Below are 13,918 nucleotides of genomic sequence, written 5' to 3' on the forward strand. Positions count from 1 at the left end.
GCCCGGCTCGCACGGAACCGGGCTCGCATCGCTGCAAAAGATTTGCGTCAGTCGGCCTTCTTCGCGTTCTTGAGCTTCGCTTCGGCGGCGGCTTCATTGGCGTCCGATTGCGCCTCGGTCTTTTTCTTGTCGGCCTTGGCTTGCGCGACGGCCGCCTTCTTGTCGGCCTTGCTCTGTTCCTTCGCGGCCTTTTGATCGGCGGCAGTCGGCGTATCCGACGTCGTCTGTGCGAACGATGCCGCGCTCGCGCTCGCGAACGTCCCCGCGATCAGCGCGGCCAGCAGTGCATGAGTTTTTCGATTCATGGTCTTCTCCCTTGTTCGATGCCGCGAGCCGCGCCAAACGCGAGCTCGCGGCGATTCCCGGTTCGCCCGCTTAATGCTGCAAGCCGGTGTCCTTCGGTGCGTTCGGCTCGGTCGCGTTCAATTCGGCCTTGGCGGCGTCCTTGTCCGCCTTGCGATTGATCTTCGCGTTCTTCACCTCTTCCTTGTACTGCGCCTTGGCCTGCTCGGTTTGCGCCTTCAATTCGGCCTTCGACGCCTTCTTCGACGCGCTGTATTCGGCGTTCGCCTTCGCATTGGCATTGCGGCGCTCGACGAGCGGATCGGTCGGCGCGGGCGCGACGAGGTTCTGCGGCGGCGGCGTCATCGGCTGTTGGGCTTGCATCGGCTGCACTTGCGCTTCCGTTTGCGTCTGCACCGGTGCGGACTGGGTCGCGGTTTGCGCATAAGCGCCCGAAGCGGCGAACGTGGCGATGGCGGAGCCGATCAAAAGGATTCGTGCGCGAGTCATGAGCTAGTCCTCTCTTTAGTTGGCGTCGGCGGCGCTCTTACGACGATGAAACGAGCGATCCGCGCGACTTTTGTCGATTGGAAAGAATGACCGAAGCTGCATCGATCAAATGGTCGGACCGGCGGTCAATCGGGCAAGTTCGCGAAAATCAGTCACTGTTACCGACGGTTTCATCTGGCTACATTTGCCAACGAGCGCGCTTGAGTGGGGATTACCGGTCCTCGCGATCCCTGAGCACGGCGCATGCCCGGCCACATCGTCGGTATCTCGCTCTTCCCAGCAGCCGCAGAGCGGGTTTCATCCGTTGAAGCTCGACGCGCAAGTTGCGACCACGGGCGAAAAACAGACGGTGGGCCGCATAACAGCAGGTAACGGCCCCGACGCTAACAAGACAATCAACAGGGCAACGATGTGACAATCGGTGACAGTTCATGGCACCGATATTGAACTATCGCACGGTACGATGATAATCATTAGTCCTGCCACTTAAATCGAGGCAGGCGCAACCTGACTGTCGGTCAGGCCGATAGAAAGGCTTCGCGTTCCTGTCCCGGTCTGAACGTCAGTGCGAACCCGATTTCCTTTGGATTTTCTGAATAAGAATCGAGATGGCAACATCAGCAACTGCTGCAAGACCCGCTTCGGCGCCGCAACCTGCGTCTGCACCCCAGCCCGCTTCAGGTGGCCAACGCAGTGCGCCTGCAGTCCCTCGTAACGCACCGCAAGCGACGCCGCCCGACACAAAGGTCAAGAAGTTGTCGTTTGCCTTCCCGTTCCTGAAGAAGGGGCAGAGGGATACGGATGCGGCAGTCAGGTTCACCGACGAACACGAGATTTACCAACTGCTCTCGGAGAAGGAACCCGGCGGAACCTTCTTGGTGAGTAAGAAAGGCTTTTGGCACGGCGGTATCCACATCACCGACAGCGGCGCGGGCAGCAAGCTGGATTTGAAGCAAGGCGTGCGATGCATTGCAGATGGCCACGTCATTGCATACCGGGTGGACCGGACTTATCCGGTGAGCCAACTCGGAAACGTGCAAGCGCCCTATAGCACCGGATTCGCTTTGGTTCGCCATTCGATGGAGTTCCCGAAAGGCACGAAGCTGACTTTCTATAGCCTGTACATGCATCTGCAAGCGTACGAGGAGTATGAGCGCGATACGGGCAAGGCCAAACCGGCGTATCTATCTGCGCTTGCTCAGTACAAAGTCACGTCCTATGCGCGGGACAAGGCAGCTCCGAGCCGAACCGGTCAGGCGCCAGATGCTAGTCAGCAAGGTTTGAGAATCCGCAGCGCTCCGAAGACGGGCCGTGGAGCAAGTCCGGCGCTTGGCATTCTGCCCCAAGGTGCGTCTGTGAGTATTGGCGAGCGGCAACATGGCTGGGGCAAGATCACGGACGCGCATGGTGCGCAACCGTACGCGGCCCAGGTGGGCGATGCTCCGCCCACCACAGTAGTGGGCGGTTGGATATTTCTGGGTAGCGAGAACGGTGGTCCGGTGGTGCAGGAAATCCTGCCTGACGATGCCTTCGATCGCGTCATGGTTACGTTGTTGGCCGGTGGAGCAGACGACGCGAATGCGCAGGGCATCGCCGTGAAAGCGGGCGAATTGATAGGCCATCTTGGCCGCTTTGATTCATTGAATGCGAATCCGCCGTCCGCCACGAAAATGGCGCACATCGAGGTGTTCTGTGACGACAGCGTCAAATCGTTCATTGAGCAAAGCAGGACGTGGGTCGCGTCGCACAGCGCGCATCCCGACGAGTGGAAGCGGCTGGGGCTTTCTTCCGAGCCGACGCTATTGCGTATCGCGGAGGGGACTAAGCTCTATCGCAACGCGGAGCAGGCGGGTAGTGAACCGCCGGTGACGGGCGTGGTGCAGCGGTGGTCACTGGCCGAACTGGCGCGGGATACGAACAAGCGACACGCTGAAGCGACGGCGGATCGCAACGGACGAAAGATGAACTGGTGGCGCGTTGGCAGCGCGGATCAGCGAGGACAAGCGATCGAGGGATGGGTGCGTGAAGAGCAGTTCGCGGGCGGAACTGTGACGCGAGAGTTCGCCCAGAAATGGGTGGACTTCGCTTGTATCGACGGGGCACAAGATCCGGCTCACACCATGTTCTCGAGGACCAAGGCGTGGGTGAACTTTGCCAGTCATACCGGTGCTGCAGATGCGAAGGCCTTGAGCAAGTTGAGTCCAATGATGCAGGCGGTGTACCGAAAGCTGTTTCCGCAAGGCGATGGCAGCCGTGCTGCAGACGACTTGTGCTTAGCCTATGCAGGTGAGTCAGGCCACTATCCATGGCTGATGCAAGCGGCATCCCGATTGATTGTGAAGCATGAAAGCGAGTGGACAAATCCGCAGAAGTGGCGACAGCTCTACACGGAAATCGAGAACGCCACGCCGAACCCCCAGTACAAAGAAGAGCAGAAGCGTATCGAGAAGCTCGTGTGGTGGGATGAGGTGAAGGCGAAGGTTCCGGGATTTCCTCAGGCGGATGTGTTTCATCTGCATCCTGTGGGATTGGTGGGGAATTTTCGGACCAAATTCCAATTCACACTGGAAATGATGCAACGCGTATTTCCTCTCGCCCAAGCAAATGTCCTTCAAGAGTTGATCGACGAGTTGAACGCGCACCTCGAGGTGTATGCCTTGGACACCCCATCCAGAAGAGCTCATTTCTTCGCTCAGGTGATGCAGGAAACAGGGAAATCGATGACAGTCGAAGAAGGTTTCGTCTGGAAAGCAAGCGCACTAGTTGCAAGCTTCTCGTATTTCCGCAGAAACCCTCAACAGGCGACGACGCACGGGTACCAGACTAACAGACCGATCAAAGCGGACGGCTTGCCGATGAATCAAGTTGATTTTGAAGCAATTGCAAACGGCGCATATGGCGGACGCGCGGAACTCGGGAATGGCGACTTCGAGAGCGGAGACGGTTGGAAATACCGAGGACGCGGAATGAAACAACTGACAGGCCGCGCCAATTACCGATCTTTTACACGCTGGAATCAGGCGCATCAGGACGAATGGCCGGAAGACCGCGTTGATTATGAGGACAGCCCCGATCTATTGTGCCAACCGAAATACGCTGCGAGGTCCGCCGCGTATTTTTGGGTGGCAAATGGGTTGCCAGCGATTGCCGATCGAGGAACGACCGCAATGCAGGTAAATGAGATTACCGCTATTGTGAATCGCAATACCAACAGCTATGCTGCGCGTGTGGCGAACTTTGAACAGATTTGGATTCGAGGGGATTTCAACTAAATGCTGCGATCATTGAATTCTTGCTGCGTTTTCGCGATTTTAGCGATGCCAGTTGTTGCATCTGCCGAGGCGCGAACGGAGCAGACGCTCTGTCACGCTTTTGAGGAAATTTATTTCAGTTGTCAAATGGACAGAAAAATCGTATCGATCTGTGCGTCAGGAAACATCTCCCCCGATAATGGTTACGTCCAATATCGTTACGGTACTGTGAACCAGCTTGATCTGCAGTATCCGGATGTGCCGCTTTCGCCCAGACATCGTATTGCGATCAGCGATACTTCTGGAGGGAACGCGCAATATACTCATGTAAAATTCAGACAAAGTGGTTTTGACTATGTCTTGTATCAAGGCTTTCCAAGCGGACTGTACGTAAAGAAAAATGGAAGGACCGTTTTTAACAAGACCTGCCAACCGGGTGAATTTCAGAAACTGAGTCAGCGCGCCTATAGAGGTATAGAAACCGTAGCTCCCCAAGATGGCGTCGATCAATGATTTAACGTTGTCCAAGACCCGGTGGCGCAAGCGCGGACGAGAACAGCAGCAAAGCGCTGGTTTTTACGGCGTCGACCTCGATAGTGTGCAGGATGGGTTCGCCGCTGCACATGGCAATGAACCGAACGTATAAGGAGCCGAGGCATAGTCCCGCGGTGTCGAGCACGGCGCATGCCCGGCGTGGTTTATCATTGAGCCCTTCCCGCATTCCCGCCATGCCCGCCTCATGCCGCCACTCCAATTCACCCTGACGGGCGACTTCATCGAACTCCACAATCTGCTCAAGCTGATGGGCCTCGCGGACAGCGGCGGCTCGGCGAAGGCGCGCGTCGCCATGGGCGATGTCACCGTCGACGGCCAGGTGGAACTGCGCAAGACCTGCAAGATCCGCGCGGGTCAGCGAGTGAAGCTCGACGGCCAGACGATTTACGTGCGCGCGCCCGATTAAGCGCGCGGCGATTTGCGCGCACACGCCGCGCAATTGCGAAAATCCGGGCATAAGCAAACGCGTCATCGACATGCCGCACGCGACGCAATAAGCTGACGGTCTGTTCTTTCGTTCTGGTTTCAGCGTCGGTTCCCGTCAGCGCGTTTGCGCTTCGATCCTTGCCCCCTCGCGTTCCAGTCCGGCCGCACTCATTGCGGCCTTTTCGTTTCGATCCGATCAACATGCAACCGCCAGTCACGCGCGCCGCGCGCGCGCATCAAGGACCGCCGAGCCTCTCGCGTCACGCCGTCGACACGGCGCGTCTCGCCGCGCCGCTTGCCATCGCGCAGCTCTCGCAGATGGCGATGGGCGTCACCGACACCATCCTGCTCGGCTCGCTCGGCCCCGATGCCCTCGCCGCGGGCGGCCTCGGCGCGAATCTCTTTTTCGTCGTCGTGACGCTCCTGCAGGGCGTGCTGACGTCCGTTTCCGTGTCGGTGGCGCATGCGCGCGGCGCGAATGCCGATCATCGCGTGCCAAGCATCTACTGGACCGGGTTCGTGCTCTCCTTGCTGCTCGCCGTGCCCGCGTTCGTGCTGCTGAGCTACGCCGAACCGATCCTGCTCGCGTTCCACGAACCCGCGACGCTCGCGAAGAACGTCGGCGAATACTGCGCGGTGCTGCGCTGGGGGACGCCCGGCAGTCTGATCGGCGTCGGGATGATGCGCGCGTTTCTGCCCGCCATCGGCGCGGCGCGCAGGCTCTTGTGGATCTCCATCGGCGGCGTGTTCGTCAACGGCTTTCTCAACTACGGCCTGATCCACGGCGCGTACGGCCTGCCGCGCGAAGGCTTCCTCGGCTCGGCGGCGGCGACGACGATCACCGTATGGGGCATCGCGATCGCGCTCGTCGCGGTGCTGCATCTGCGGCCGCGCTACCGGCATTTCGTCGCGCGCGCGCGCCCGCGCCTGCCGCTGATGGGCGAACTGTTCAGCATCGGCTGGCCCGTCGCGATCACCTACGGGGTCGAATCGACGCTCTTTCTCGCCACCGGCATGATGGTCGGCCTGCTCGGCGAAGCGCCGCTCGCCGCGCATCAGATCGCACTCAACGTCGCGTCGGTCGCGTTCATGGTGCCGCTGGCGATCGGCCAGGCGGCGAACGTGCGCGTCGGCTACTGGGTCGGCGCGGGCGTGCCTGTCGCCGCGCGTCACGCGGGCTTCGTCGCGCTCGCGCTCGGCGTCGGCTTCATGATGTGCTCCGGGCTCGTGCTGATCGCCGTGCCGCGCGCGATCGTCGGGCTGTATCTGCATCTCGACGATCCCGCCAACGCGCATACCGTCGCGCTCGCGGCGTCGCTGCTCGGCGTCGCGGCGGTGTTCCAGATCGTCGACGGCATGCAGACGGTCGGCTCCGGCTGCCTGCGCGGCCTGAAGGACACGCGCATTCCGATGCTCGCCGCCGCGTTCGGCTACTGGGGCGTCGGCTTTCCGACCGGCTATGTGCTCGCGTTCCACTTCGAACTCGGCGCGAAGGGCCTGTGGTGGGGCCTCGCGGCCGGGCTCGCGAGCGTCGCCGTGCTGATGACGCTGCGCTTCCGTCGCATCAGCCGGCGCTTCATCGAAACCGGCATCACGCCACGGCCGGACGACGCCGGCGCCGCGAGCGCCGCGCCGCACGGTCACGTCTGATAAGCACACGATCCGCGCGCCGATTTGCATAGCACGAATGCTTGGTTGGGCCGCGCGGCGCGCATTGCTACGATGAACCCGTCTCCTCCTTGAGACATCTGTGACAGGGGTTGTAGGCCCGCTCTAGCCAGCGGGCTTTTTTTCGTCCGTACGCCACCGCCCAGTGCAACGTTCGGCGCTTTCCCGATTTCCCATAGAATAATTTCGAGATCCGGCGCGAGTACGCTCCTTGCTACTTTCGTGCTGAAGACCGAAAACGCGAAAACGTCGCCGAGCGCTTCACGAGCGGCGACCAGAACGGGGAATCGAAGTGTCGGAAAACCGGGGATTGCGGCAAATCGCGCGCCGCGACGCGCGCGCACGAACATTCGGCGCCGCCGTGCGCAACATCGCCGTCATCGTGACGATGACGACGCTCGTCGCCGCTTGCGAGACGCGCCCGCCCGCGACGGCGTTCGACCGGCCGGAGAGCCACGCGCTGGCATCGACGGAAACGACGCCCCTCGCGACCGCCCTCGCGCCGCTCGAGAAACGGCATCCGGACGAGTCGGCGGTGCGCCTGCTGCCGACCGGCACCGACGCGCTGCAGGCGCGCATCGCACTCGCGCGCGCGGCGACGAAGACGCTCGACATGCAGTACTACATCGCCAACGAGGACAACACCGGCAAGCTGCTGCTCGGCGCGGCGCTGTATGCGGCGGATCGCGGCGTGCGCGTGCGCATGCTCGTCGACGATCTGAACTTCAAGGACATCGACCAGATCATGGCGGCGCTCAATTCGCACGACAAGATCGAGATTCGCGTGTTCAACCCGTACGGCAGCGCGCAACGCAGCTTCTCCGAGCGCACGCAGAATTTCTTCACAAATCTCAGTCACTTCACGCGCCGCATGCACAACAAGGCGATGATCGCGGACAACCAGATCGCGATCGTCGGCGGCCGCAATCTCGGCGACGAGTACTTCAGCGCGAGCCCGACCTTGCAGTTTCGCGATCTCGACGTCTTCGCCGCCGGTCCGGTCACGCAAGAAATATCCGCGAGCTTCGACGATTACTGGAACAGTTCGCTCGCGTACCCGCTGCGCGCGCTCAACAAGCAGAAGTTCGACGCCCGCGAACTCGACAAGACCCGCGACGACTTGCGCAAGCACTGGCGCGAGCAGGCCGATCCGCTGAACGCGAAGCCGCTCAATGCGACGCCGCTCGCGCAGCAGATCGCGCGCGAGGAAATGGGCCTCGTGTGGGCGCCGACGGAGTTCCGGGTCGATTCGCCATCGAAGATCGAGCATCCGAGCGACGACTACAAAAGCCCGCCGATGGAGCGCCTCGTCGCTCTGCTGAAGGACGCGCAGAGCGAATTCCTGATCCTGTCGCCCTACTTCGTGCCGCACGACGCGGGCGTGAAGGCGCTCGCCGGTCTGACGAAGCGCCGCGTGCGCGTCGCGGTGCTGACGAATTCGCTCGCCGCGACCGATGCCGTCGCCGTGCAGGCGGGCTACGCGCCGTATCGCATTCCGATGCTGCAAAACGGCGTCGAACTGTACGAGTTCAAGCCGATTCAGGTCGAAGGCGAAAGCAGTCCGCGCGCGGGTCTCTTCGGCTCGCAGTCGCGCGCGAGCCTGCACGCGAAGGCCTATGTGATCGATCGGAGTATCCTCGTGATCGGCTCGATGAATCTCGATCCGCGTTCGGCGAAGCTCAATACCGAGCTCGCGCTCGTGATCCACAGCAAGCCGATCGCCGAGGAAGCCGCGAAACTCTTCGAGAACGGCATTTCGCCGAAGGTGAGCTGGCAGGTGCAACTGGCGAGCGCGGCGGTGACGGAGGAGCTTCGGCGCACGGGCGCGCCGCAGTCGGGCCTCGTCTGGATCACCGAGGAAAACGGCAGTCTCGTCACCTACAATTTCGATCCCGAGGCAGGTCTTTATCGCAATGCGATGACGGGCCTCTTTATGATGCTGCCCGTCGACAAGCAGCTTTGATCCAACTTCGTAAGGAAACTCACGCCATGTCACACGATGCGAAGGACGACGTACGGATGGAGAAGGACACGTTCGGCGAGATCGCCGTGCCGAACGACAAGCTCTGGGGCGCGCAGACGCAGCGCTCGCTGCAAAACTTCAAGATTTCGACGGAAAAGCAGTCGCCCGAGCTGATCACCGCGCTCGCGATCATCAAGCACGCCGCCGCGGAAGTGAACGAAGGCCTGAAGGTGCTCGACTCGAAGAAGGCGAAGGCGATCGTTCAGGCGGCCGAGGAAATCATCGACGGCAAGCATCCCGACGAATTTCCGCTCGCCGTCTGGCAAACCGGCTCGGGCACGCAGACCAACATGAATCTGAACGAGGTGATCGCCAATCGCGCCAGCGAAATCATGGGCGGTCCGCGCGGCGAGGAGCGCCTCGTGCATCCGAACGACGATGTGAATCGCGGCCAGTCGTCGAACGACGTGTTTCCGACCGCGATGCACGTCGCCGCGGCCGTGGCGATCAAGAAGCATCTGCTGCCGTCGCTGAAAACGTTGCGCGATACGCTCGACAAGAAGGCGAAGGCGTTCGACAAGATCGTGAAGATCGGCCGTACGCACTTGCAGGACGCGACGCCGCTCACGCTCGGGCAGGAGTTTTCGGGATACGTCGCGCAGCTCGATCAGAGCATGAAGCACGTCGAGGCGACTTTGCCGCATCTGTATCAGCTCGCGCAGGGCGGCACGGCGGTCGGCACGGGGCTGAACGCGCATCCGGAATTCGCGGTGAAGGTCGCGCAGGCGATCGGCAAGCTCACCGGCCTGCCGTTCGAGACTGCGCCGAACAAGTTCGAGGTGATGGCCGCCGCCGATGCGCTCGTCGCCGCGCACGGCGCGCTGAAGACGGTCGCGGCGAGCCTGATGAAGATCGCCAACGACATCCGCTGGCTGGCGAGCGGACCGCGCTGCGGGTTGGGCGAGCTGTCGATCCCCGAGAACGAGCCGGGCAGCTCGATCATGCCGGGCAAGGTGAACCCGACGCAATCCGAAGCCGTCACGATGCTCTGCTGCCAGGTCTTCGGCAACGATGTCGCGGTGAACTTCGGCGGCGCGAGCGGCAACTTCGAGCTGAACGTGTTCCGGCCGATGATCGCGCACAACGTGCTGCAATCGGTCCGCCTGCTCGCGGACGGCGCGCAGAGCTTCAACGATAACTGCGCGGTGGGCATCGAGCCGAACGAGAAGCGCATCGACAGTCTGCTGAACGAATCGCTGATGCTCGTGACGGCGTTGAATCCGCATATCGGCTATGACAAGGCCGCGCAGATCGCGAAAAAGGCGCACAAGGAAGGCACGACGCTGAAGGCCGCCGCGCTCGCGCTCGGTCACGTGACCGAGCAGCAGTTCGATGAATGGGTCAAGCCGGAGGAAATGGTGGGAAAAAGGTAAGCGCGTTCTTGCCCGAAGAGCGGCGGGTTACACCTTCCCCGCTGCCACCTCTTCCGGCTTCAGCTCGACGATTGCATCGAGCGCGTCCTTCACGTCCATCGCGTATTTCGCGAGGCGCTTTTCCTCTTCCGTTTCCGGCACGAACGCAGGCACGGGCGTCGGCTGGCCTTTTTCATCGACGGCGACGAAAACCATCAGGCAATCGGTCGTCTGCTGAAGCTCGCCGACTTTCGGGTCGCCCGCATGCACGGAAATGTGGATGTGCATGCTGGTGCGCCCCGTCGTCACGACGCGCGCGCGCAACTCGACCAGATTGCCGACGAGAATCGGCCGCCGAAAACGGATGTTGCCGACGCTCACCGTGACCGCATAGCGCCCGGACCACATCGCGGCGCAGGCGTAGGCGGTTTCGTCGATCCATTTCATCAGCGCGCCGCCGTGCACCTTGCCGCCGAAATTCACCGAAGTCGGCTCGGCGAGAAAGCGGAAAGTGGTTTCCGCACGGCTTTTCGGGACGGCTGGAATGGGGGATGAGGTCGGCGTATTCATGGGAAGCCCGGCTGATGCGGAAAATGAATGCCGATTATAGGGTCGGCAATATTCAATCGTGGACGGTGATGCCCTGATCGATCGTGCCGTACATCGTGATGCTGCCGCCGCTGCCCGCCGCCGACGACGGCGCGCCCGCGCAGCCCGCGCAGAGCACGAGAACGCCTATAGCGCTCGCGAGAATGAATCTGGCCATGGAACTCTCCCCTGCTGCCTCGAAATGCCAGCGGTCATTCTAGCGCCGCGCCTCGCGCATCGACATTTCGGCGCACGGTGAAACGTCGGTTGCGCGATCGCGCTACAGTGGACGCATCGACTACTTCGCCCGATACGGAAATCGCCATGAACCCCGCTTTCGACGACGCCGATTCCCGCGCGCGCCATTTTCCCGGCCTGTCGCGCATCGGCGCGCTGATCGCGGATCCGGGCCGCGCCGCCATGCTCTGGTCGCTGATGGACGGCACCGCGCGCCCCGCCGGCGAACTGACGATGATCGCGGGGCTGTCGCCATCGGCGGCAAGCGGGCATCTCGCGCGGCTGACCGAAGGCGGACTGCTCGCGCTCGAAGTGAGCGGACGGCATCGGTACTACCGGATCGCGACGGCGGATATCGCCGCGGCCATCGAAGCGCTCGCCAATCTCGCGCGGGCGAGCGCGCCGCAGCGCGCGCCGGAACGGCCGCCTTCCGCCGTGCCTGTCGAAATGCGTTTCGCGCGCACCTGCTACGACCATCTGGCGGGCGAACTCGCCGTGCAGCTCTTCGAGCGGATGATCGCGCGCAACTGGCTCGCCGCCGCCGATCGTCACGACGCCGCGCACGGCCCCGCCGCGCTCGACGCCACGCCCGAAGGCGCGCAGGCGTTCGCCGAACTCGGCATCGATCTGAAGGCGCAGCGCGCGCGGCGGCGACGGTTCGCGTGCACCTGCATCGACTGGAGCGAGCGCCGGCCGCATCTGGGCGGCGCGCTCGGCGCGGCGTTTCTCGACGCGTGCGAGTCGCACGGCTGGATCGAGCGCACGGCGAAACGCCGCGTCCTGCGCGTGACGCCCGCGGGGCATCGGCATTTCGAAGGCTTCCTGTCCGCGCGATAAAGCTTTGTTACGCGCGCCTGCGAGCCGTTACAAACGGCATCGTACGGATACAGGAGCCGGCGATACATTGATCCGACAGGTCTCGCGAACTCAGTGCGCCGAACGGAACGCACGCGCGGCCGCCGGAGAACGTAATGAAGATCAGGATCGCCGCTTTGTGCGTGCTTTTGTCGGCATCGGGGCTTAACGCGTTTGCGCAAACCGGACAAGGCGATCCGCCCGGACGCATCGCGCGGCTCAACTACATGGCGGGCACGGTGACGACCGAGCCAGCGGGCGCATCCGACTGGTCCTACGCGCAGATCAATCGTCCGCTGACGACGGGCGATCAACTCTGGAACGACGAGAACGCGCGCTCCGAACTGCATATCGGTTCGACGGCGGTGCGGCTCGGGTCATCGACGGCGCTGTCCGTCCTCGCGCTCGACGACGACACCGTGCAACTCAAGATCGCCCAGGGCACGCTGTCGACGCGCGTGCACGAACTCCCGCCCGGCACGACCTACGAGATCGACACGCCGAACACCGCGCTCGCGATCACGACGCCCGGCGAGATGCGCGTCGACGTCGCGCCCGATGGCCGCGCGACGACCGTGACGGTGCGAAGCGGCGGCGTGACCGCGTACGGCGACGGTGGCTCCGTGCAACTCGCGGGCGGGCAGCAGATGACGTTCGAGGGCACGAATCTGCAGCAGGCATCGGCGAATGCGGCGCCCGCGCCCGACGCGTTCGATCAATGGGCCGCCGGGCGCGACCCATCCGAAGATCGCTCGATTTCGGCGCGATATGTATCGCGCGACGTGCCCGGTTATCAGGATCTCGACGCCAACGGAACGTGGCGCAACGATCCGTCGTACGGGCCGGTCTGGACGCCGACCGCCGTGTCCGCCGACTGGGCGCCGTATCGTCAGGGACATTGGGCCTGGCAGGATCCGTGGGGATGGACATGGATCGACGACGCGCCGTGGGGCTTCGCGCCGTATCACTATGGCCGCTGGGCGTATATCGGATCGCGATGGGCGTGGGTGCCCGGCCCGATGGACGTCAGCGCGCCGCCCGCGTACTCGCCTGCGCTCGTCGGTTTCGTCGGCGATGGCGATGGCGATGGCGGCCCCGACTGGAACGTCGCGCTGACGGTCGGCGGCATCGCGGCGGCGGGCGTCGCGTGGTTTCCGCTCGGACCGGGCGAAGCGTGGCGTCCGCATCGGGATGGCTGGAGTCCGCGTTATTTCGAACGCGTGAACCGCAATGTCTATGTGCGCAATACGTACGTCAACTATCACGCGCCGCGCGGGCTGACGGCCGTGCCGACGAACCTGTTCGTGCTTGGCCAGCCGGTCGGACGTCAGCCGTACGCGGTCGATCCGTCGCGCTGGCGCCATCCGCGCTTCTTCGCGGGCGCGCCGGGCATTGCGCCGACGCGCGACAGCTTCGCGCCCGGTGGGCGACGCGCGAGTTATCAGCCGCCGCAGGCCGGATTCGGACGACCGGTGGTCGCGACACGCGCGCCCGTCGCGCCGCCGGCTTTTCATGACCGGTACGTGCAGCAGAATCGCGATCCGCGCGGCGGGTACGGCGCGCGCAACGAACAGGTGCATCTCGTCGCGACGCATGGACCGGCGCGGTCGGTCATCGCGGGCGGCGCGTTGCCGGCGCCGGTTCCCGCTCAGCCTGCGCAGCCGCATGGCTACGGCGTTGCGCATCCGCCGCAGCCTGCGCAATTCGGCGCGAACGATCCGCGCTTCGCGCATGGGGATTCATCGCGCGGACATGCCGTTTCGCGCGAGCCGCGCGCGCCGCAGCAGGCGTATCAACCGATGTGGCAGCGTCAACGCGCAAACGATGCGCCGCACGTCGATCAACGCATGCCGATGCATTCGACGCAGCCGCAGCCCAATCACGCGTCGCCGGAGGCGTATCGCCAGGCGCGGGTCGAACAGCCGCGCCATGAGATGCCGCCGCCTCATCCGCAGCCGGAAGCGCAGCGGCTGCAGCCTCACCAGGAGCCAACGCGTCAGCCGATGCATCAGGAAGTTCGTCAGGCTCCGCCGCCGCAGATGCAGAATCGGGAGCCTCATCAACCGCAACAACCGCAACAGCAACGTGGCGGCGGCAACGAGCACCATCGCGGTTAAGACCTCAAAAACAAAACGCGCGGCCTCGACCGCGCGTTTTCTTGTGCAAACCGA

General features: G+C 63.2%; 12 protein-coding genes. 8 read left to right on the forward strand and 4 right to left on the reverse strand.

Translation table 11 applies throughout. From position 1 onward, the window contains the following. Positions 1–47: 47 nt before the first annotated feature. Together NCS03_RS10330 and NCS03_RS10335 are read right to left on the reverse strand one after the other, a co-directional pair. The gene (locus NCS03_RS10330; protein WP_034472671.1) at positions 48–305 is read right to left on the reverse strand and encodes a hypothetical protein; all 258 of its coding nucleotides are present in this window, start codon (positions 303–305) and stop codon (positions 48–50) included. A 70-nt stretch (positions 306–375) separates the two neighbouring features. Then, positions 376–792 carry a hypothetical protein gene (locus NCS03_RS10335; protein ID WP_250529126.1) on the reverse strand — a complete coding sequence of 139 codons (417 nt, stop codon included), beginning with the start codon at positions 790–792 and terminating at the stop codon, positions 376–378. Between the two features lie 608 nt (positions 793–1,400). On the opposite strand from NCS03_RS10335, the gene NCS03_RS10340 reads away from it, so the two are divergent. The 6 genes from NCS03_RS10340 to fumC all read left to right on the forward strand — a co-directional run bounded on the left by NCS03_RS10340 (position 1,401) and on the right by fumC (position 10,088). Continuing rightward, a complete protein-coding gene (locus tag NCS03_RS10340) occupies positions 1,401–4,064 on the forward strand; it encodes a glycoside hydrolase family 19 protein (protein WP_250529127.1) in 2,664 nt (887 codons plus the stop codon). Positions 4,065–4,109: 45 nt separating this feature from the next. Further along, a complete protein-coding gene (locus tag NCS03_RS10345; RefSeq protein ID WP_250460490.1) occupies positions 4,110–4,556 on the forward strand; it encodes a hypothetical protein in 447 nt (148 codons plus the stop codon). Positions 4,557–4,782: 226 nt separating this feature from the next. Further along, positions 4,783–5,004 carry an RNA-binding S4 domain-containing protein gene (locus tag NCS03_RS10350; RefSeq protein WP_008342305.1) on the forward strand — a complete coding sequence of 74 codons (222 nt, stop codon included), beginning with the start codon at positions 4,783–4,785 and terminating at the stop codon, positions 5,002–5,004. Between the two features lie 221 nt (positions 5,005–5,225). Continuing rightward, complete coding sequence (locus NCS03_RS10355) at positions 5,226–6,674, forward strand: MATE family efflux transporter (protein ID WP_250529128.1); 1,449 nt, start codon at positions 5,226–5,228, stop codon at positions 6,672–6,674. 406 nt (positions 6,675–7,080) lie between these two features. Continuing rightward, positions 7,081–8,655, forward strand: a complete 1,575-nt coding sequence (locus NCS03_RS10360) for a phospholipase D family protein (protein ID WP_250460493.1) — start codon at positions 7,081–7,083, stop codon at positions 8,653–8,655. Between the two features lie 26 nt (positions 8,656–8,681). Next, positions 8,682–10,088: a class II fumarate hydratase gene (gene fumC / locus NCS03_RS10365; RefSeq protein WP_250529129.1), complete on the forward strand. Its 1,407-nt coding sequence runs from the start codon at positions 8,682–8,684 to the stop codon at positions 10,086–10,088. Between the two features lie 27 nt (positions 10,089–10,115). Here the strand turns inward: fumC and NCS03_RS10370 are convergent, their stop codons facing one another. Beyond that, positions 10,116–10,637 carry an acyl-CoA thioesterase gene (locus NCS03_RS10370; RefSeq protein ID WP_033537097.1) on the reverse strand — a complete coding sequence of 174 codons (522 nt, stop codon included), beginning with the start codon at positions 10,635–10,637 and terminating at the stop codon, positions 10,116–10,118. A gap of 52 nt (positions 10,638–10,689) precedes the next feature. Continuing rightward, positions 10,690–10,833: a hypothetical protein gene (locus NCS03_RS10375; RefSeq protein ID WP_200889189.1), complete on the reverse strand. Its 144-nt coding sequence runs from the start codon at positions 10,831–10,833 to the stop codon at positions 10,690–10,692. 146 nt (positions 10,834–10,979) lie between these two features. Between NCS03_RS10375 and NCS03_RS10380 the strand changes: the two genes are divergently transcribed. Then, positions 10,980–11,729 carry an ArsR/SmtB family transcription factor gene (locus NCS03_RS10380; protein WP_008342310.1) on the forward strand — a complete coding sequence of 250 codons (750 nt, stop codon included), beginning with the start codon at positions 10,980–10,982 and terminating at the stop codon, positions 11,727–11,729. Between the two features lie 134 nt (positions 11,730–11,863). Then, a complete protein-coding gene (locus NCS03_RS10385) occupies positions 11,864–13,864 on the forward strand; it encodes a DUF6600 domain-containing protein (protein WP_250529130.1) in 2,001 nt (666 codons plus the stop codon). Positions 13,865–13,918 lie beyond the last annotated feature (54 nt).

The organism is Caballeronia sp. ATUFL_F1_KS4A, from assembly GCF_023630905.1.
GTDB classification, from domain to species: Bacteria; Pseudomonadota; Gammaproteobacteria; order Burkholderiales; family Burkholderiaceae; genus Caballeronia; species Caballeronia zhejiangensis.

Bases quoted from the DNA above. Each gene is read 5' to 3' on its own strand.
- NCS03_RS10385 (WP_250529130.1), top strand. From the start codon at position 11,864: ATGAAGATCAGGATCGCCGCTTTGTGCGTGCTTTTGTCGGCATCGGGG.
- NCS03_RS10335 (WP_250529126.1), bottom strand. From the start codon at position 792: ATGACTCGCGCACGAATCCTTTTGATCGGCTCCGCCATCGCCACGTTC.
- NCS03_RS10345 (WP_250460490.1), top strand. From the start codon at position 4,110: ATGCCAGTTGTTGCATCTGCCGAGGCGCGAACGGAGCAGACGCTCTGT.
- NCS03_RS10340 (WP_250529127.1), top strand. From the start codon at position 1,401: ATGGCAACATCAGCAACTGCTGCAAGACCCGCTTCGGCGCCGCAACCT.
- NCS03_RS10330 (WP_034472671.1), bottom strand. From the start codon at position 305: ATGAATCGAAAAACTCATGCACTGCTGGCCGCGCTGATCGCGGGGACG.
- NCS03_RS10350 (WP_008342305.1), top strand. From the start codon at position 4,783: ATGCCGCCACTCCAATTCACCCTGACGGGCGACTTCATCGAACTCCAC.
- NCS03_RS10375 (WP_200889189.1), bottom strand. From the start codon at position 10,833: ATGGCCAGATTCATTCTCGCGAGCGCTATAGGCGTTCTCGTGCTCTGC.
- NCS03_RS10380 (WP_008342310.1), top strand. From the start codon at position 10,980: ATGAACCCCGCTTTCGACGACGCCGATTCCCGCGCGCGCCATTTTCCC.
- NCS03_RS10370 (WP_033537097.1), bottom strand. From the start codon at position 10,637: ATGAATACGCCGACCTCATCCCCCATTCCAGCCGTCCCGAAAAGCCGT.
- fumC (WP_250529129.1), top strand. From the start codon at position 8,682: ATGTCACACGATGCGAAGGACGACGTACGGATGGAGAAGGACACGTTC.
- NCS03_RS10360 (WP_250460493.1), top strand. From the start codon at position 7,081: ATGACGACGCTCGTCGCCGCTTGCGAGACGCGCCCGCCCGCGACGGCG.
- NCS03_RS10355 (WP_250529128.1), top strand. From the start codon at position 5,226: ATGCAACCGCCAGTCACGCGCGCCGCGCGCGCGCATCAAGGACCGCCG.